This is a genomic window from Plantactinospora endophytica, assembly GCF_016862915.1.
GTDB lineage: Bacteria > Actinomycetota > Actinomycetes > Mycobacteriales > Micromonosporaceae > Plantactinospora > Plantactinospora endophytica.
Genome location: NZ_BONW01000005.1, coordinates 200,859 through 219,757 on the forward strand (window position 1 = coordinate 200,859; position 18,899 = coordinate 219,757).

Below are 18,899 nucleotides of genomic sequence, written 5' to 3' on the forward strand. Positions count from 1 at the left end.
AGTCAGCAGCGGGTACCGGCGGACCGAGGCGCCGGCATGAGCGAGCCGAGCGAGCCACGCGGGCGAACCAGCCAGTCACGCGGGCGAATCAGCCAGTCCGGTACGGCTGTGCCTCGTCGGGGAACGCGGCGCGGTGGAGTGCCGGCATGAGCGCCCTCGAATGGGCCCTGCTGGCCGCGATCGTCGGGCTGGCCGCGCTGGTGCTCGTCGCGATCAGCCTGGGCGCCCGGGCCCTGCGCCGGATCGGCACCGTGGCCGGCACACCTCCGGCGGACGATCCGGCGTTCGTCGCCGAGAAGGACCGCCAGGAACAGTCGCTCGCGGCGTTGCGTACGGCGGCGAACGAGGCGTCGTCGAGCGTCGACACGGCCAAGTCGGCCGCCGCCTCGGCCCGCGCCGACGCCGCCGCTGCCAAGGCCGAGGCGAGTGCGGCCCGGGCCGAGGCGCAGCGGGTGCTGGACGCCGCCCGGGCCGAGGCCGACACGGTGCTGGAGCGGGCACACCGGCAGGCCGAGGCGGATGCCGAGCAGGTACGCGCGGCGGCCCGGCGCAGCGGCGAACGGGAGATCTCGCTGCTCGCCTCCACCACCCGTGAGCAGGCGGCGGAGGTGGAGCGGCGGGCCCAGCGGATGGACGAGCGGGAGCGGCTGCACACCGAGGAGGTCGAGCGGCTCGCCGAGCGGGAGCGCCGGTTGACCGCCTCGGCCGCCGAGCTGGCGGCCCGGAAGGCGGCACTGGTCGCCCGGGAGGCGGCGCTGGCCGAGGCGGAGGAGCAGCGGAAGAAGGAGCTTGAGCGGATCGCCGGGCTGACCGCCGAGACCGCCCGGGCCGAGCTGGTGGAGGCGATCGAGGGACAGGCGAAGCGGGAGGCCGCAATCCTGGTCCGGGACATCGAGTCCGACGCGCGGAACACGGCCGAGCAGCGGGCCCGGCACATCGTGGTCGACGCCATCCAGCGGGTGGCGAGCGAGCAGACCGCCGAGAGCGTTGTCAGTGTGCTGCACCTGCCCGGTGACGAGATGAAGGGCCGGATCATCGGCCGGGAGGGCCGCAACATCCGGGCCTTCGAATCGGTCACCGGAGTCAACCTGATCATCGACGACACACCCGAAGCGGTGCTGCTCTCCTGCTTCGACCCGGTACGCCGGGAGATCGGCCGGCTCACCCTGGAGAAGCTGGTGCTGGACGGCCGGATCCATCCGCACCGGATCGAGGAGGTCTTCGAGACCGCCAAGCACGAGGTGGAGCGGCTCTGTCAACGGGCCGCCGAGGACGCCCTGGTCGAGGTGGGCATCACCGAGATCCACCCGGAGATGGTCAGCCTGCTGGGCCGGCTCCGCTATCGGACGTCGTACGGGCAGAACGTGCTCAAGCACCTGGTCGAGACCGCGCACATCGCCGGGATCATGGCCGCCGAGCTGCGCCTGGACGCGCCGATGATCAAGCGGTGCGCGTTCCTGCACGACATCGGCAAGGCGCTCACGCACGAGGTGGAGGGGAGCCACGCGCTGATCGGCGCCGACCTGGCCCGCAAGTACGGCGAGGTCGAGGAGGTCGTGCACGCGATCGAGGCGCACCACAACGAGGTACAGCCGCAGACCATCGAGGCGGTGTTGACCCAGGCGTCGGACGCCTGCTCCGGCGGCCGGCCCGGCGCCCGGCGGGAGAGCCTGGAGGCGTACGTCAAGCGGCTGGAGCGGATCGAGGAGATCGCCGCCGGCAAGTCGGGCGTGGAGAAGGTCTTCGCGATGCAGGCGGGTCGGGAGATCCGGGTGATGGTGAAGCCGGACGACGTCGATGAGATCGGCGCGGCGGTGCTGGCCCGGGACGTGGCGAAGCAGATCGAGGAGGAGCTGACCTATCCGGGGCAGATCCGGGTCACCGTGGTACGCGAGTCCCGGGTCACCGAGATCGCCCGCTGACGCGCCGACCCGACGAACGGCGAACGCCGGTCACCACCGCAAGGTGGTGACCGGCGTTCTTTGTGCCGCTCGTGCTCCGCTAGCTGGCGGCTGCGCTGGAGTCGGCCTGCGCCATCACCGACGGCGGGGCGGCCTGGGTCGGCAGGGCACGGGTCTTGCGGGCCCGCGCCATCCGGCGCTGCGCGTACTCGGCGAGCTTGGAGAGCAGGTAGTTGACCAGGATGTAGATGGCGCCGACCACCGCGTACACCTGGATCGGGTTCTCCAGGTTGTCGATGATGAACCGGCTGACCCGGAGCACTTCCTCGTAGCTGATGATGAAGCCGAGCGAGGTGTCCTTGAGTACCACGATGAGCTGGCTGATCAGGGCCGGCAGCATGATCCGGAACGCCTGCGGCAGCAGGATCATCCGGGTGGTCTGGAACGAGGTGAGGCCGACCGCCTGGGCCGCCTCCCGCTGCCCGCCGGGCAGGCCCTCCATCCCGGAGCGCAGGATCTCGCCGATCACCACGCCGTTGTAGATGGTCAGGCCGATCACCAGGTACCACAGGATGTCGCCGAGGTCGACGCCCAGGTCCGGCAGGGCGCTGGCGACGAAGAAGATGGTGATCACGACCGGCAGGCCGCGGAAGATCTCCACGCAGAACCGGGTGACCGCGTTGAGTACCCAGCCGAGCCCGCGCAGCGACCACGCGGCCGGGGTCGGCAGTCCGACGAACTGCCGCTGCTTGAGCGTCTTGAGCTGGATCCGGAGTACGGCCAGCGCCGTACCGAAGATCAGCGAGCTGACGATCGCCAGCCCGGCCGCGGTGAGGGTGGCGATGAAGCCTTCCCGCAGCCGTGCCCAGACCAGCGAGAAGACCTCGTTGTTGGGGTCGATCAGCGGACCCCACTTCTCCATCGTGAACTGGCCGTTCTCGTCGAGCGGCCGGTAGACGAGGAAGTATCCGACGACGGCGATGCCGACGACGGCGAGCAGGCTCACGATCAGGGTGACCCGGCGGGCGCGCGGCCCGGGTGCGTCGTAGAGCACCGTCTGCTGCTGGCTCATGCCTGCACTCCGCTTCGCTCCGCGCCCATGAAGTCTGCTTCCCGGGTGTCCACCGTGCTCATCGGGCCGCCACCGCCCGGCGCCGCTCGATGCGGTCGAGGAGGATGCCCAGCGGCACGGTCATCACGAGGAACCCGATCGAAACTCCGATGAAGACCGGGATGATCGGCTCGCCGAGCGCGCTGGTGAGGTTCTGCGCCGAGTTGGAGAGGTCACCGATCACGCCGAAGAAGCCGGCGAGCGCCGAGTTCTTGATCATCGCGATGATGACCGAGCCGAGTGGTACCACCGCCGACTTCCAGGCCTGCGGCAGTACGACGTACCGCAGGTTCTGCCCGAAGGTGAGCCCGATGGCCCGGGCCGCCTCGGCCTGTCCCGGCGGTACGGCGTTGATGCCGCTGCGGATCGCCTCGCAGACGAACGCGGCGGTGTAGAGGGCCAGCGCGATCACGGCGAACCGGAAGTACGGCAGGTCGATGCCGAGCCGGGAGAAGATGCTGGTGAGCCCCGGGATGCGGAGGAAGTCGGCGTTCGAGCCGAGCGCCGGCAACCCGAAGGCGGCGAAGAACATCACGATGGTCAGCGGACTGTTGCGGAACACCGTCACGTACGCGGTACCGATCCAGCGCAGCGGCGGGACCGGGGAGATCCGCATGACCGCGACCAGGGTGCCCACCAGCAGGGCACCGGTCGCGGCGAGGATACAGAGCTGGAAGGTGAGCCAGAACCCTCCGGCGAAGACGTCGAAGTGGTCGACGAGCACACTCACGGGCACGCCTCTCTCATGGTCACCTTCCAGCTCCTACCTAACTATCTGATCCGTCCGTCGACGCCGGTGTCCGTCAGTACCGGTTGACGGCCGGGCCCTGCGGGACGGTCGAGTCGAACTTGCCCGCGGTGTCCTGCCAGGCCTTCGCGTACCGGCCGTCGGTGTAGATCTTCTCCAGCGTGGCGTTGATGAACTCGCGGAACGCGGTGTCGCCCTTCTTGACGCCGATCCCGTACGGCTCCTCGGTGAACTTCTCGCCGGCCAGCTTGAACTTGCCCTCGCTCTTGGCCACGTAGCCGAGCAGGATGACGTTGTCCGTGGTGACCGCGTCGACCTGCTTGTTGGTCAGCGCGTCGACGCACTTCTGGTAGCCGTCGAAGAGCACCAGCTGGGCGCCGGGGCTGGCCGGGTTGGCCAGGTACTTCTTGATGTTGTCGCCCGGGGTCGAACCCTGCACCGAGCAGACCTTCTTGTCGCCGGCCTTGAACGAGTCCGGGCCGGTGATGGAGCTGTCGTCGGCGCGGATCATGATGTGCTGCCCGGCGACGTAGTACGGACCGGCGAAGTCGATCCGCTCCTTGCGCTTGTCGTTGATGGTGTACGTCGCCACCACGATGTCGGCCTTGCCCTGCTCCAGGACCTCTTCCCGGACCGCGGACGGGGTCTCGATGTACTCGACCTTGTCCTCGGCGATGCCGAGCTCACCGGCGATGATCTTGCCGATCTCGACGTCGAAGCCGGCCGGCTTGTTGTCCAGGCCCTTGAGGCCGAAGCCCGGCTGGTCGAACTTGGTGCCGATGATGATCTTCTGGGCCTTGTTCAGCCGCTCCATCGTGGAGCCGGCCTCGAAGGTCTTGCTGCCGGCACCGGTGTCCCCGCCGTCCCCGTCGTCACCGCCGCAGGCGGCCACGGTGAAGGCCAGTGCCGCGACCGCGGCAACCGCCGCCACTCGCGTCATTCGCATTGCTCTCTCCTTCTTCGACGGAGCGGTCAGACCCGGTGGGGCAGTCCGCTCCACTGTGGATACCTAGTGGGTGAGGATTTTGGACAGAAAGTCCTTGGCCCGCTCGCTGCGCGGGTTGGCGAAGAACTCGTCCGGCGCGGCGTCCTCGACGAGCTGGCCGTCGGCCATGAAGATGACCCGGTTGGCCGCGTGCCGGGCGAAGCCCATCTCGTGGGTCACCACCACCATCGTCATGCCGTCCCGGGCCAGCGAGGTCATCACGTCCAGCACCTCGCCGACCATCTCCGGGTCGAGGGCGCTGGTGGGCTCGTCGAAGAGCATCGCCTTGGGCTGCATGGCCAGGGCGCGGGCGATCGCCGCCCGCTGCTGCTGCCCGCCGGAGAGCTGGGCCGGATACTTCTCGGCCTGGTTGGCGATGCCGACCCGCTCCAGCAGCTTCATCGCCCGGTCCCGGGCGGCGGCGGGCTTCTCCTTGCGGACTTTGACCGGACCCAGCGTGACGTTCTCGAGGATCGTCTTGTGCGCGAAGAGGTTGAACGACTGGAAGACCATCCCGACCTCGCTGCGCAGCCGGGCCAGGGCCTTGCCCTCGGCCGGCAGCGGCCGGTCGTCGAAGGTGATCGTCCCGGAGTTGATCGGCTCGAGCCGGTTGATCGCCCGGCAGAGCGTCGACTTGCCGGAACCGGAGGGCCCGATCACCACCACGACCTCGCCACGGGCCACCGACAGGTTGACGTCCTGCAACACGTGCAGCGGGCCAAACCACTTGTTGACCCCGTCAAGCCTGATGAGCGGTTCGCCGGTCGTCGTCCCACCGGCCACCTCGACCGCCTCAGTCCGCTCGGTCATGCCCCCACCTGTCTTGTCCATGATCTGTCGCACCGGATTCCGGCTGAATCGGTGACGCAACTCTAGGGGACCTGACGTGCTGGAATGTAATCGAGTTCATCACGGGGCGATAACAGCAGCGACAATGATCGCGACTGTCCGCTAAGGTCCGTCAACTCTGAGTAGCCGCGCGGTGACGCCGTGTCTTCTCGTGGTGGTCGGTCGGTCACCGGAACCGGGCGACCGGGTCGTCCCGGGAAGAAAACTGGCGGAGGCGTACGGGAATCGAACCCGCCCGACCGAGCTGCTCGGTCGCATCGGTTTTGAAGACCGTGAGGACCACCAGGCACCTGCCCGCCTCCAGGTCGGACTATAACCGCGCCGGAACTGTCCGGTGCCCGACCCCGGTGGTCCGAACAGACCACGCTGGGTGAGCGTGTCGGGCAAGCTGCGCCGGCAGGGTGGTGGCCTCCGACTACAATAGGTAGTCAAGGGTCGTCTATTTCGGCGGATATGGTCACAGACCGGTAACTTAGCCGCTCTCGACCCGGTGTGCCCGGCACCATCGTGGGTGAGGCCGTTACATTCAGGCACCACGGTGCCCGGCCCGACGGGGGATGCCCGACCGAGACCCGGCATCCAGCCACGACCGAGTACGGCGAGGAGGCGGCAATGATCGAGCTGTGGAACTGGAGGACCGAGGGGCGGGTCGCCGCCTCGGAGATCCGCCTCGCGCTTGCCGACGCGCTCGACGTACCGGTGCTGCCGCTGGGCGGGGTCGACCTGGCCCGGGTGCCGTCCGGCGCGCTGCTGGTCGACGTCTGGCACCGCTCCGGCGACTTCCCGACCTCCGTCGACTGCTACGGGGTGCCGGCCGAACTGCCCGAGGTGGGCGCCGTCGCGGCGTTCGCCCGCCGGCTGGGCCGGGCCTGCCTGCTGCCGGACGACACCCTCGACGCCGGCCGGCACCTGCTGGTCGCGGCGGACGGCACCATCCGGCCGGTGCACCACGAGGTGCGGGACACCGAGGACGGCGAAATCCTCTCCGAGCAGCGGCTCTGCACCGTGCTCAGCCCGCGCTGCCGGGGCTGGTCGCCCTGTCAGCGGTCGCGCTGGGTTCCGGACTCGGTCATCCCGGCGCTCGCCGCGGCCTGACCGTCCGCCGCCGGCTGGCCGGACCCCTTCACCACGAGCTGGTCGAGCAGGGTCCGGGTCGCCTCGGCCACGGCGGCCACCGCCGCGTGGAAGGCCGCCGCGTTGTGCGCCGCCGGGGCGCGGAAACCCGAGATCTTGCGGACGTACTGCAACGCCGCCGCCTCGATGTCCGTCTCGGTGACGACCTCGGCGTACGGCTGGCGCAGGGTCTTGATGCTCCGGCACATGGCACTACCTTCCCGTCGGTGGGGGCTGGACGTCCCAGGGGATCTGGCTTCCCGGGTGCTGCGGATACTCTGTCACTGTCATGACTACCGCAGCCCTCGGCAGCCCGCGTACCTATCAGGTACGCACCTACGGCTGCCAGATGAACGTGCACGACTCCGAGCGGATCTCCGGACTTCTGGAGCAGGCCGGCTACGTCCAGGCGGCCGACTCCGACGATCCGGACGTGGTGGTCTTCAACACCTGTGCCGTACGCGAGAACGCCGACAACCGCCTCTACGGCAACCTCGGCCACCTGCGTCCGGTCAAGGACAAGCGCCCCGACATGCAGATCGCGGTCGGCGGCTGCCTGGCCCAGAAGGACCGGGGCGAGATCGTCCGCCGGGCGCCCTGGGTCGACGTGGTCTTCGGCACCCACAACATCGGCTCGCTGCCGGTGCTGCTGGAGCGGGCCCGGCACAACTCCGCCGCCGAGGTGGAGATCCTGGAGTCGCTGGAGGTCTTCCCCTCCACCCTGCCGACCCGGCGCGAGTCGACGTACGCCGGCTGGGTGTCGATCTCGGTGGGCTGCAACAACACCTGCACCTTCTGCATCGTGCCGGCGCTGCGCGGCAAGGAGAAGGACCGCCGGCCCGGCGACATCCTGGCCGAGGTACGCGCCCTGGTCGCCGAGGGTGTGCTGGAGGTCACCCTGCTCGGCCAGAACGTGAACTCCTACGGGGTGGAGTTCGGTGACCGGCTCGCCTTCGGCAAGCTGCTCCGGGCCACCGGGGAGATCGACGGGCTGGAGCGGGTCCGGTTCACCAGCCCGCATCCGAAGGACTTCACCGACGACGTGATCGCCGCGATGGCCGAGACGCCGAACGTCTGCCACTCGCTGCACATGCCGTTGCAGTCCGGCTCCGACGACGTGCTCCGGGCGATGCGCCGGTCCTACCGCGCCGAGCGTTACCTCGGGATCATCGAGAAGGTCCGGGCGGCGATGCCGGACGCGGCGATCACCACCGACATCATCGTGGGCTTCCCCGGCGAGACCGAGGCCGACTTCGCCCGCACCCTGGACGTGGTCCGGGAGGCGAGGTTCGCCTCCGCGTTCACCTTCCAGTACTCGAAACGCCCGGGCACGCCGGCCGCCACCATGCCCGACCAACTGCCCAAGCAGGTGGTCCAGGAGCGTTACGAGCGGCTGATCGCGGCGGTCGAGGAGATCACCTGGGCGGAGAACCGCAAGCTCGTCGGCACCCCGGTCGAGGTACTGGTCGCGGTTGGTGAGGGGCGCAAGGACGAGCGCACCGGACGGCTCTCCGGCCGGGCCCGGGACGGTCGGCTGGTGCACTTCGCCGCCGGGTCGTACGAGGGGAAGATCCGGCCGGGCGACATCGTGCAGACCACGATCAGCTACGCCGCACCGCACCACCTGAACGCCGACGGCGAGCCGCTGGCCCACCGGCGTACCCGGGCCGGGGATGCCGCCGAGGCGGGCCGGGCACCGCGTACCGGTGGGGTGTCGCTCGGGTTGCCCACGGTCGGGGTGCCGCCGCCGTTGCCGGCCTCCGCCGGGGCCTGCGACCGCTGACGTCCGTCCGGCCGGGCCGGCCGTAGCGGACTTACCCGTACCCGGTCCCCAACGGACCTTCCCCCTGAACCGCGCGACCACGCGCGCCTCGACGTCCGCCCGCGACGACGAGGGACCGGAAGGCCGGAGAGAAGGTCAACCGGAAGACGCCGCCCGGCATGCCGGGCGGCGTCGACAGTGGTCCGATTCGGGAGCACCGACCGGGACCAGGCGATGCCCGCCCCGGGGTCGGCTCAGCTCGCCTGCTCCGCCAACTCCAGGAACCGCCGCTTGGCGGCGAGGGCCTGCTCGGCCTCGCGGATCCGCTTCGCGTCACCGGCCGTCTTGGCCCGGGCCAGCCGCTGCTCCGCCTCGGCGACCTGGTCGCGCATCTGCGCCAGCAGCGGGTTGGCCGACGGCTCGGTCCGCCGCCACGCGGAATCCATCGCCTGGCGGACCTTCTCGTCCACCACCCGCAGCCGCCGATCCAGGTTGGCCGCCGCCTCCCGGGGCACCCGGCCCGCCTCGTGCCACTGGCCCTGGATCTCCCGCAGCTTCGCCTGCGCGCCGCGCGGGTCGCCCTCGACGTCGAGCCCCTCCGCCTCGGCGAGCAGCGCCTGCTTGCGCTCCAGGTTGCCCCGCTGCTCGGCGTCCCGGGCGGAGAAGACCTCGCTACGCCGGGAGAAGAAACCGTCCTGCGCGCCCCGGAAGCGTTCCCAGAGCCGCTCCTCGGCCTCCTTCGAGGCGCGCGGCGCGGCCTTCCACTGTGCCATCAGCTCCCGGAGCCGGTTGGCGGTCGCCGCCCAGTCCGTCGAGTCGGCCAGCGACTCGGCCTCGACGACCAACTCCTCCTTGGCCGCCTGGGCCTGCTTGCGCTGCGCGTCCAGGGTGGCGAAATGCGCCCCCCGGCGCCGGGTGAAGCCGTCCCGGGCAGCGGCGAACCGCTTCCACAACTCGCCGTCGGTCTTCTTGTCGACGCCGCGGATGGTCTTCCACTCGTCGAGGATCTCCTTGAGCCGGTCGCCCGCGGTCTTCCAGCCGGTCGACTCCGCGGCCAGCTTCTCCGCCTCCTCGACCAGGGTGGTCTTCCGGGTGACCGCCTCGGCCCGGGCGGTCTCCCGGGCGGCCCGGGCCTCGCCGGCCTTCCCCTCGGCCAGGGTGGCCAGTCGCTCCAGCCGGGCGGCGAGCGCGTCGATGTCACCGACGACGTGCGCCTCGGCGAGCGACGCGCGCAGCCGCCGGATGGTGGCGAGCGACCCCGACGGATCCGCCGCCCCCGAATTGAGCCGGGCCTCGGTCAGGTCGACCTCGGTGACCAGGTCGGCGAAGCGGCGGGCGAAGTGGGCCAGACCTTCCTCCGGGGCACCGGCCTGCCAGGAACCGACCACACGCTCGCCCTCGGCCGTCTTGACGTAGACGTTCCCGTCCGCATCCACCCGTCCAAAGGCAGTCCAGTCACTCATGAGCCCATCCTCGTTCTCCCGGCGCTGCCGGGGATGGGGGTCCCCGGCGGTCGCCGCCACGGCGCAGCGAAGTTTCTCCCGGCATTGTCACAGGTCCAACCCGGTCCGCGTCGAGCGCCTATCGTCGACCGTGACCATACGGTGTCCTAGACCGCACTCGGATCGGCTGGCCTTCGGGTGTAAGGTTCGCTGCCCGCTACGGTGGTGGCGTGCCACTGGTCGCCGCCGCCGTCTGCCCACATCCGCCGATGATCGTTCCGGAACTCGCCGGGTCGGCGGCCGGTGAGCTGGATGATCTCCGTCTCGCCTGCACCGAGGCGGTCACCCGGCTGCTGGCGACCGGGCCGGACGTCGTACTGGTGCTGGGGGGCGGGGAGCGGACCGTCCGGCACGGACCGGCCGACGGCGGCAGCCTGCGGCCGTACGGGCTGGATCGGGTGCTGCGGCTGGGGCCCGGTGACGAACCGACCGACGGGATCGAACTTCCGCTCAGTGTGCTGATCGGTGCCTGGCTGCTGGACCGGGCCGGTGTGGTGACGCCCCGCCGGGGACAGAGCGTCGACACCGACGCCCCGGTCGACGAGTGCCGGCGGATCGGCGCCGAACTGGTCGGCGATCCGGCGGAGCGGGTCGCGCTGCTGGTGCTCGGCGACGGGTCGGCCTGCCGGGGCGAGCGGTCACCCGGGTACGCCGACCCGCGTGCCGAGCCCTACGACGACCGGGTCGCCACGGCACTGCGTACCGCCGACGGACCGGCCCTGCTCGGGCTGGACCCGGAGCTGTCGGCCCGGCTCCGGGTCGCCGGCCGGGCCCCGTGGCAGGTGCTCGCCGCAGCGGTGGCAAGCAGCGCCACAGCCTGGCACGGCGACCTCTCCTACTACGCGGCGCCCTACGGCGTCAGCTACTTCGTGGCCAACTGGACGCCCACCGGGTCGGCCGGGCCGTCCGGTCCCGACGAGCGCGCCGGGGAGCCGGCGTGACCGGGCGCGGCCGGGTCGTCGCGGTCGTCGGCCCCACCGCCACCGGCAAGTCGGGACTCGGCGTCGAACTGGCCCGGGCCCTCGACGGCGAGGTGGTGAACGCCGACTCGATGCAGCTCTATCGCGGAATGGACATCGGCACCGCCAAGCTGAGCCTGGCCGAGCAGGACGGCGTACCGCACCATCTGCTGGACATCTGGGCGGTCACCGAACCGGCGAGTGTGGCGGCGTACCAGGAACTGGCCCGGGCGGCGGTCGACGACATCCTCGGCCGGGGCCGGGTACCGCTGCTGGTCGGCGGCTCCGGACTGTACGTGCGGGCGGTGCTCGACGAGTTCGAGTTCCCCGGCACCGATCCGTTGGTACGGGCCCGGCTGGAAGCCGAACTGGCCGCCTCGGGCCCGGCACCGCTGTACGCCCGGCTGCGCGCCGCCGACCCGGTGGCGGCGGAGAACATCCTGCCCGGCAACGGGCGGCGCATCGTCCGGGCGCTCGAAGTGATCGAGCTGACCGGGGCACCGTTCACCGCCTCGCTGCCCCGGCCGGTCCCGTACTACGACGCCGTCCAGCTCGGCGTCGACCGGGAGACCGCCGAACTGGACGAGCGGATCGCCGTACGGGTGGACCGGATGTGGGCGGACGGCCTGGTCGCCGAGACCACCGCCCTGGCGGCGCGGGGCCTGCGGGACGGCCGGACGGCCGGCCGGGCGCTCGGCTACCAGCAGGTGCTCCGGCAGCTCGACGGCGAGATCTCCGAGCCGGAGGCGCGGGCCGACACGGTCCGGGCGACCCGGCGGTTCGTCCGACGGCAGCGTTCCTGGTTCCGCCGCGACCCCCGGATCCACTGGTTGGACGGGGCCCGACCCGACCTGGTCGAAGCGGCGCTCGCCCTGCTCACCGACCCGGCCGAGGTCAAGGGCTCCGGTGCGACCGACCCGGCACACCGGGCGGGTTGACCCGGGCCGGGCGGCGCCCTCCGGCCGTCGCGCCTCGAAGCGTTTGCGCTGGTCCGAGACGTCTCCTGGGGCGAGGCAGGTCTTTCGGGGTGGGGCACGTCTGGTGGGACGGAGTGGGTTGCTGAGTTGGGAGTAGTTGGTCGGGGTGGGACGGAGTCGGGTCGAGGGTGCCGGGCGGGGCGGGCGGAGTCAGGTCGAGGGTGCCGGGCGGGGCGGCGGCGGCTCGGGGGATGATGGAGGGGTGCGGTTCACCAAGGGCCACGGCACCGGTAACGACTTCGTGCTCCTGCCCGACCCAGACGGCCAACTCGACCTGACCCCGTCGACCGTGGCGGCGCTCTGCGACCGCCGACGCGGCATCGGCGCGGACGGCGTACTGCGGGTGGTGCGGGCGGCCAAACATCCGGACGCCGTCGGGTACGCCGGTACGGCCGAGTGGTTCATGGACTACTGGAACGCCGACGGATCCCTCGCCGAGATGTGCGGCAACGGCACGCGGGTCTTCACCCACTACCTTCTCGTCAACGGGCTCGCGGAGCCGGTCGACGGCGGCCTGCCGATCGCCACCCGGTCCGGAGTGGTACGCGCCGAGGTGACGGCCGGGGAGATCTCGGTGGATCTGGGCGCCCCCAGGATCACCGGTGGTGCCGTGGCCACCCTCGGTGGACTCACCCTGGCCGGTACCGCCGTGGACTGCGGCAACCCGCACCTGGTCTGCGTACTGCCGGCCAGCATCGAGCTGGCGGGACTGGACCTGACCCGGGCACCCGGTTTCGACCCGGCGGCCTTCCCGACCGGGGTGAACGTCGAGTTCGTCACTTCCGCCGAGCCGGTCGACGGCGCCGACGCGCACGTACGGATGCGGGTCTACGAGCGTGGCTCGGCGGAGACCCTCTCCTGCGGCTCCGGCGCCTGCGCGGTGGCGGCGGTGGCGTTGCGCGACGCCGGGCGTACCGCTGGGGTGGTGGCGGTGGACGTGCCCGGCGGCCGGCTGACGGTGACGCTGGACGGCGAGAGCTGCTGGCTCGCCGGCCCGGCCGTCCTGGTCGCGCACGGCGAGATCGACCTGCCGGTGCTCACCGGCTGACCGGTTCGCCGACGGTCTGCGAGCCACCCGAGCCGGTTCCCGAGATGTCAGGGCGACTTCCGGGTTCGAGCCACGCGGGCAGTCTCCAGATCACCTGAGCCCGTCTTCGGGCCGCGCGGGCAGTTTCCAGATCACCTGAGCCCGTCTTCGGGCCGCGCGAGCCGGTCCGAGCGCTTCCGGGCCCGGCCGCCGCCGCAGGGCGGCGACCGGGTCTGCGGTCAGCTCGACAGTGGGCTGGCCGGGGCGGCGGCCTCGGCGGCGATCTCGGGCAGGTCGGCCGGGCCGGGGTCCGCGGCCGGCGGGGGAGCGGGGTGCTGCGCGGCGGCCCGGACGGCGGCGGCCACCGCCGGTGCCACCCGGGAGTCGAAGACGCTCGGCACGATGACGGTTCGGTTGATCTTGTCCGTGCCCACCACGTCGGCGATGGCCCGGGCAGCCGCGATCGCCATCTCCTCGGTGAACTCCTCGGCGTGCGCGTCCAGCATGCCGCGGAAGACGCCCGGGAAGGCGAGCACGTTGTTGATCTGGTTGGGCTGGTCGGACCGGCCGGTGGCGACCACCGCCGCGTGCCTGCGGGCCTCCCTCGGGTCCACCTCCGGGTCCGGGTTGGCCAGCGCGAAGACGATCGCGTCGGGGGCCATCGTGGCGATGTCGTCGCCGGTGAGCAGGTTGGGGGCGCTGACCCCGATGAAAACATCCGCGCCGCGCAGGGCCGCCTTGAGGTCGCCGGAGAAGTCGTCCCGGTTGGTGTTCTCGGCCAACCACTGCCAGGCCGAGTTCAGCCCGTCCAGGCCGCGGTGCAGGGGGCCCTGGCGGTCGTACGCGATGATGTCGCCGACGCCCTGCCGGAGCAGCAACTTCATGATCGCCGTACCGGCGGCACCGGCGCCGGAGACGACCACCCGGACGTCGGTGAGCTTCTTGCCGACCACCCGCAGCGCGTTGGTGAGCGCCGCGAGTACCACGATCGCGGTGCCGTGCTGGTCGTCGTGGAAGACCGGGATGTCGAGCAGTTCGCGCAACCGGTTCTCGATCTCGAAGCAGCGCGGCGCGGCGATGTCCTCCAGGTTGATCCCGCCGTACTGCGGTGCGATCGCCCGGACGATCGAGACGATCTCGTCCGGGTCCTGGGTGTCCAGCACCACCGGCCAGGCGTCCACCCCGCCGAACCGCTTGAAGAGCGCCGCCTTGCCCTCCATCACCGGAAGCGCCGCCGCCGGACCGATGTTGCCCAGTCCGAGTACGGCCGACCCGTCCGTCACCACCGCGACGGTGTTCCGCTTGATGGTCAGCCGGCGGGCGTCGGCGGGGTTCTCCGCGATCGCCAGGCAGACCCGGGCGACCCCCGGGGTGTACGCGCGGGAGAGCTCGTCCCGGTTGCGCAGCGCGACCTTCGGGGAGACCTCGATCTTGCCGCCGAGGTGCAGCAGGAAGGTCCGGTCGGAGACCTTGCGGACGTCCACCCCGTCCAGCGCGGTCAGTGCCTCCACCACCTGGTCGGCGTGGTTCGCGTCGGCGGTGTCGCAGGTCAGGTCGACGACCACCGTGGTCGGGTCGGAGTCGACCACGTCGAGCGCGGTGACGATGGCGCCGGCCTCACCGACGCAGGTGGTCAGCCGGCCGATGGCCGAGGCGTCCGCCGTTACGCTGATCCGGATGGTGATCGAGAATCCGGCACTCGGCAGTCGGGTGATCGCCACGTGGTCCTCCGTCGTCTTCCCGCGGCCTCGCTGCCGCCGTCAGCATCTTCCCTGCTGGTCCGGACCCGCCGTCGGCCGGCCCGGTCCCCGTCGCCACTCGGCGACCCGGACCACCCTAGGCCCGGTCGACATGGCCACCGACGCCAGCCCGTCCGGTTGCCGCCGCCGTCTCACCTTTTCCGATCGCCATCCCACTTCCGCGAGGGCGGACGGGACCGTCCGTCGGCCGGTTCCGGGGCTTGCCGGCGGTCTCGGTCTCGGGGAGGGCATCGGCGGGACGCGGCCGGAGCGTGCGATCCGTGCCGGAGCGGAATTTTGGCCGGGCGAAGGCCGTTGACCTTTCCGGTGGCCGTGACCGGCCTCGGTGGCGGATGATCCGCGCTGCTGCTCGGCCCGTTCCTGGCACTGGACCGGGGGCTGGAGGAGGCGGCGCAGGTCTCCGGACGGGCGAGCTGCGTAGGTGGCGAATCGCCCCGGGCCGGGCGTGCAGGCCAGCGAGTTCACCCCGGGAGCCGGCCCGGACGGCCGGACCGATATATAGCGGGTGCGCCTGACCGGCGCGCGTGTCACGATTGATTGCCACCGGCGCGCACAGCGTAACCAATGCGACGACAAGCCGCAGAGCGCGCAGAAGGTGTGCGCAGCACAGTTGGCGAGACAGGGTCGAACGTCCCGACGGCCGCCGGGTAACCGCCGGAGGACCGGCTCGGTGGCGGACCGACCAGGAGCAGCGGGAGCAGGAGGAACGGCTTGCGAGACCAGGAAAGCTTCGTTCGGCTGGCGGACGAGGACCTTGACGCCATCGTCATCGATGGCGACGTCACCACCGGCGAGCTGGAGCTGGAGGACCGCCAGGCGCTCCGGCGGGTCGCGGGCCTCTCCACCGAGCTGGCCGACGTCACCGAGGTCGAATACCGGCAGCTCCGGCTGGAGCGGGTGGTCCTGGTCGGGGTCTGGACGGACGGCACGGTGACCGACGCGGAGAACTCCCTCGCGGAGCTTGCCGCGCTGGCCGAGACCGCCGGCTCGCAGGTGCTGGAGGGCCTGATCCAGCGGCGCAGCCGGCCGGATCCGGCCACCTACATCGGGCGGGGCAAGGTCGACGACCTCGGCTCGGTGGTGCTGGCGTCCGGTGCGGACACGGTGATCTGCGACGGTGAGCTGTCCCCGTCCCAGCTCCGCAACCTGGAGCAGCGGACCAAGGTCAAGGTGGTCGACCGGACCGCCCTGATCCTCGACATCTTCGCCCAGCACGCCAAGAGCCGGGAGGGTAAGGCGCAGGTCGAGCTGGCCCAGCTCGAATACCTGCTGCCCCGGCTGCGCGGTTGGGGTGAGAGCCTGTCCCGGCAGGCCGGCGGTAGCGGCCGGGGCGGCGGCGCCGGTGGCGGCGTGGGGCTGCGTGGTCCCGGTGAGACCAAGCTGGAGACCGACCGGCGGCGGATCCGGATCCGCATCTCCCGGCTCCGCCGCGAGATCAAGAACATGCGGACCGCCCGGCTCACCAAGCGGGCCCGCCGGGCCCGCAACGGCGTGCCAGCGGTGGCGATCGCCGGCTACACCAACGCCGGCAAGTCCAGCCTGCTCAACCGGCTGACCAACGCCGGGGTACTGGTCGAGGACGCCCTCTTCGCCACGCTGGACCCGACGACCCGCCGGGCGTACGCGGCCGACGGGCGGATCTACACCCTGGCCGACACTGTCGGATTCGTCCGGCACCTGCCGCACCAGATCGTCGAGGCGTTCCGCTCCACGCTCGAGGAGGTGGCCGACGCCGACCTCGTGGTGCACGTGGTGGACGGGGCGCACCCCGACCCCGAGGAGCAGGTCCGGGCGGTACGCGAGGTGCTGGCCGAGGTCGGCGCCGACAAGCTCCCCGAGTTGCTGGTGGTCAACAAGACCGACGCGGCGGACGAGGAGACCCTGCTCCGGCTGAAGCGGGAGTGGCCGGAGGCGGTGTTCGCCTCGGCGCGTACCGGCGGCGGGGTCGAGGAGGTCCGGGCGGCCATCGAGGCCCGGCTGCCCCGGCCGGCGGTGGAGGTTCGCGCGGTGCTGCCGTACGACCGGGGGGACCTGGTCGCCCGGGTACACCGCCGGGGCGAGGTGCTCGGCACGGCGCACCTGCCGGAGGGGACGAAACTGCACGTACGGGTGGACGAGGCGCTGGCCGCCGAGTTGGCACCGTACCGGGAGGTAGTGGCATGACCGGCCGCACCGTTGACCGGTGACGGAGGGTTGATCACGCCGCCTCCCCGGGAGGCGGCATCCGCATGCGACACTGGGCGGATGCGGCGAGTCCTCTCCATGGTGCTGGTTGCCTCCGGCGTGCTCGGGTCGAGCCTGGGCCTGCTCGGAGCCAGTCTCGGTTTCGGAGCTGTCGCGGCCTCCGCCGCTGCCGGCAAGAAGGTCTGCACCATCACCGACGAGCGGATGACGGAACTCTCCGGCATCCTCGCTACGTCGAGTGGTTACGTCGTGATCAACGACGGGAGCGACAACCCCGACCGGGAACGGGTCTTCCTGCTGGACACCAAGTGCAAGCTGAAGAAGGCCGTCCAGTACGCCAGCAATCCGCGCGACCCGGAGGATCTCGCCCTCTCGCCCGACGGCAAGACGGTCTGGATCGCCGACATCGGTGACAACGACACCGAGCGGCGGTCCAGCGTCGTGCTCTGGAGCATGCCGCTGACCGGCGCCACCAAGCCGGTACTGCACCGGCTCGCCTTTCCCGGCAACAAGCGGCACGACGCCGAGGCGCTGCTGATCGGGGCGGACAACGTTCCGTTGATCATCACCAAGTCGACCGGCAAGGCGGAGATCTACCGCCCGACCGGGGCGCTGGTCAAGAACAACGACGACGGGGTGCCGCTGGAGAAGGCGGGCGAGATCACCCTGCCGAAGTCCACCACGCCCAACCCGTTCGGTGGGGCGGGCCGGGTGACGATCACCGGGGCGGCCCGCTCGCCGGACGGCAGCCGGGTAGCGCTGCGGACGTACGCGGACGCGTTCGAGTGGGACGTCGAGGGCGACGACCTGGTGAAGTCCCTGACCACCGGGAAGCCTCGGATGACGCCGCTGGCCGACCCGTTCGGCGAGGGGATCGCCTACACGCCCGACGGGAAGAGCTTCCTGACCGTCTCCGACGTCGACTCGCTCGGCGAGGACCAGGACGTGACGGTGCTCAGCTACGCCCCGGCCAAGGTGGCGGCCCCGGCAGCGGTCGGTGGGGCGGGGGCCGATGCGAAGAAGTCCGAGAAGTCCTGGACGGACTCGCTGACCCTGGACGACATCACGTACCTGATCGCCGCCGTGGGGGTGATCGGCGCCCTGCTGGTCGGGCTCGGGATCTTCGGGATCGTGCGGGCGCGCCGCCGGGGGCGGGAGGACGGCCTGGGCGCCACCGGCCCGGACGGTGACGACAACGATCCGAGGGCCGGCCGGGAGGCGATGCCCGGTGACGACCGGGACGGGTCCGGCGGCCGGCGCCCCGGTTACGACGACGACTCCAACTGGGGTCCGGGTTCGCAGCGCTCCGGCGGGTACGACGACGACGGCTACCGCTCCGACCGCCCGGCCGAGGACTTCCAGCCGGCCGGTCGGGGCAGGCCGGCGGGTGGCGTCTACGGCGGCGGTGGGAAGCCGGCCAGCGGCGCCGTCTACGGCGGCCAGCCGGCCGGCGGTGGCGTGTACGGCGGAGGCGGTCGACCCCAGGGCGGTGGTCGACCCCAGGGCGGTGGCGGCCGGCCGCAAGGCGGTGGTGGTGGTCGGCCCCAGGGTGGCGATCGACCGCAGGGCGGCGGTGGCGGCCGGCCGCAGGGCGGTGGCGTCTACGGCGGAGCTCCCGCCGGTGCCGGCGGCGCTCCGGGCGGCGGTGGCCGGCCCCGGGCCGGAGGTGGCGGCGGTGGTGGCCGGCCCCGGGCGGGCGGTGGTGGTGGCGGTGTCTACGGCGGCCAGCCGTCCGGCAACGGGAACGGTCGGGGTGGTCGACCCGGACCGGACGACCAGTGGGGCGACCAGCGTGGCGGGCCGCCGCCACGGACCGGTCAGGGCACCGGGTCACGTGGCGGCGGACCTCGCGGCGGCCAGTACGGCCAGCCCCGGAAGCGTTCCGGCGGACATCCCGACGACCACGACTACCGCTGAACGGATCGCCGTATCAGCCGCCGGCCCGGCGGCTGATACGGATCGCCGGATGCGCCCCCGGCGCCGGCCTCTCCATCGCCGCTGTCGCCTACCCCGTCCGGTGA

The 18,899-nt window shown here is 71.6% G+C and carries 15 protein-coding genes and 1 tRNA gene; 8 read left to right on the plus strand and 8 right to left on the minus strand.

Going from position 1 to position 18,899, the window contains the following annotated elements; genetic code table 11:
- The first annotated feature begins 146 nt into the window (after positions 1 to 146).
- Positions 147 to 1,922, plus strand: coding sequence for a ribonuclease Y (gene rny / locus Pen02_RS08315; RefSeq protein ID WP_203865341.1), 1,776 nt, complete (start codon positions 147 to 149; stop codon positions 1,920 to 1,922).
- A 79-nt stretch (positions 1,923 to 2,001) separates the two neighbouring features.
- Here the strand turns inward: rny and Pen02_RS08320 are convergent, their stop codons facing one another.
- The 5 genes from Pen02_RS08320 to Pen02_RS08340 form a co-directional block, all read right to left on the minus strand.
- Complete coding sequence (locus tag Pen02_RS08320; protein ID WP_203865342.1) at positions 2,002 to 2,973, minus strand: amino acid ABC transporter permease; 972 nt, start codon at positions 2,971 to 2,973, stop codon at positions 2,002 to 2,004.
- Between the two features lie 58 nt (positions 2,974 to 3,031).
- Positions 3,032 to 3,742, minus strand: a complete 711-nt coding sequence (locus Pen02_RS08325) for an amino acid ABC transporter permease (RefSeq protein ID WP_203865343.1) — start codon at positions 3,740 to 3,742, stop codon at positions 3,032 to 3,034.
- Positions 3,743 to 3,815: 73 nt separating this feature from the next.
- Positions 3,816 to 4,706: a glutamate ABC transporter substrate-binding protein gene (locus tag Pen02_RS08330; RefSeq protein WP_203865344.1), complete on the minus strand. Its 891-nt coding sequence runs from the start codon at positions 4,704 to 4,706 to the stop codon at positions 3,816 to 3,818.
- Positions 4,707 to 4,769: 63 nt separating this feature from the next.
- On the minus strand, positions 4,770 to 5,555 hold the full coding sequence (locus Pen02_RS08335; protein WP_203865345.1) for an amino acid ABC transporter ATP-binding protein: 786 nt from the start codon (positions 5,553 to 5,555) through the stop codon (positions 4,770 to 4,772).
- A gap of 245 nt (positions 5,556 to 5,800) precedes the next feature.
- Positions 5,801 to 5,896: transfer RNA gene (locus tag Pen02_RS08340), tRNA-Sec, on the minus strand.
- A 310-nt stretch (positions 5,897 to 6,206) separates the two neighbouring features.
- On the opposite strand from Pen02_RS08340, the gene Pen02_RS08345 reads away from it, so the two are divergent.
- Entirely contained in the window at positions 6,207 to 6,689 is a 483-nt protein-coding gene (locus Pen02_RS08345; protein ID WP_203865346.1) for a hypothetical protein, read from the plus strand.
- Here Pen02_RS08345 and Pen02_RS08350 read toward each other — a convergent pair.
- Positions 6,635 to 6,916: a DUF2277 family protein gene (locus Pen02_RS08350; RefSeq protein ID WP_203865347.1), complete on the minus strand. Its 282-nt coding sequence runs from the start codon at positions 6,914 to 6,916 to the stop codon at positions 6,635 to 6,637. The two genes, Pen02_RS08345 and Pen02_RS08350, sit on opposite strands and share 55 nt — an antisense overlap.
- An 80-nt stretch (positions 6,917 to 6,996) precedes the next feature.
- Between Pen02_RS08350 and miaB the strand changes: the two genes are divergently transcribed.
- Entirely contained in the window at positions 6,997 to 8,490 is a 1,494-nt protein-coding gene (miaB, locus tag Pen02_RS08355; protein ID WP_203865348.1) for a tRNA (N6-isopentenyl adenosine(37)-C2)-methylthiotransferase MiaB, read from the plus strand.
- 233 nt (positions 8,491 to 8,723) lie between these two features.
- On the opposite strand, the gene Pen02_RS08360 is transcribed toward miaB, so the two are convergent.
- Positions 8,724 to 9,932: a DUF349 domain-containing protein gene (locus Pen02_RS08360; RefSeq protein WP_203865349.1), complete on the minus strand. Its 1,209-nt coding sequence runs from the start codon at positions 9,930 to 9,932 to the stop codon at positions 8,724 to 8,726.
- 248 nt (positions 9,933 to 10,180) lie between these two features.
- On the opposite strand from Pen02_RS08360, the gene Pen02_RS08365 reads away from it, so the two are divergent.
- From Pen02_RS08365 to dapF, 3 genes are all read left to right on the plus strand, one after another.
- A complete protein-coding gene (locus Pen02_RS08365; RefSeq protein WP_203865495.1) occupies positions 10,181 to 10,912 on the plus strand; it encodes a class III extradiol ring-cleavage dioxygenase family protein in 732 nt (243 codons plus the stop codon).
- Complete coding sequence (gene miaA / locus Pen02_RS08370; protein ID WP_239140259.1) at positions 10,909 to 11,868, plus strand: tRNA (adenosine(37)-N6)-dimethylallyltransferase MiaA; 960 nt, start codon at positions 10,909 to 10,911, stop codon at positions 11,866 to 11,868. The genes Pen02_RS08365 and miaA overlap by 4 nt, the downstream gene beginning before the upstream one ends.
- A gap of 241 nt (positions 11,869 to 12,109) precedes the next feature.
- Positions 12,110 to 12,955 (plus strand): diaminopimelate epimerase, encoded by an 846-nt coding sequence (gene dapF / locus Pen02_RS08375; protein ID WP_203865350.1) that lies wholly within the window; start codon positions 12,110 to 12,112, stop codon positions 12,953 to 12,955.
- A gap of 218 nt (positions 12,956 to 13,173) precedes the next feature.
- Here dapF and Pen02_RS08380 read toward each other — a convergent pair whose 3' ends face one another.
- The gene (locus Pen02_RS08380; protein ID WP_203865351.1) at positions 13,174 to 14,655 is read right to left on the minus strand and encodes an NAD-dependent malic enzyme; all 1,482 of its coding nucleotides are present in this window, start codon (positions 14,653 to 14,655) and stop codon (positions 13,174 to 13,176) included.
- Between the two features lie 750 nt (positions 14,656 to 15,405).
- Between Pen02_RS08380 and hflX the strand changes: the two genes are divergently transcribed.
- Both hflX and Pen02_RS08390 read left to right on the plus strand, forming a co-directional pair.
- The gene (gene hflX / locus Pen02_RS08385) at positions 15,406 to 16,857 is read left to right on the plus strand and encodes a GTPase HflX (RefSeq protein WP_203865352.1); all 1,452 of its coding nucleotides are present in this window, start codon (positions 15,406 to 15,408) and stop codon (positions 16,855 to 16,857) included.
- 81 nt (positions 16,858 to 16,938) lie between these two features.
- Positions 16,939 to 18,795 (plus strand): hypothetical protein, encoded by a 1,857-nt coding sequence (locus Pen02_RS08390; protein ID WP_203865353.1) that lies wholly within the window; start codon positions 16,939 to 16,941, stop codon positions 18,793 to 18,795.
- Positions 18,796 to 18,899 lie beyond the last annotated feature (104 nt).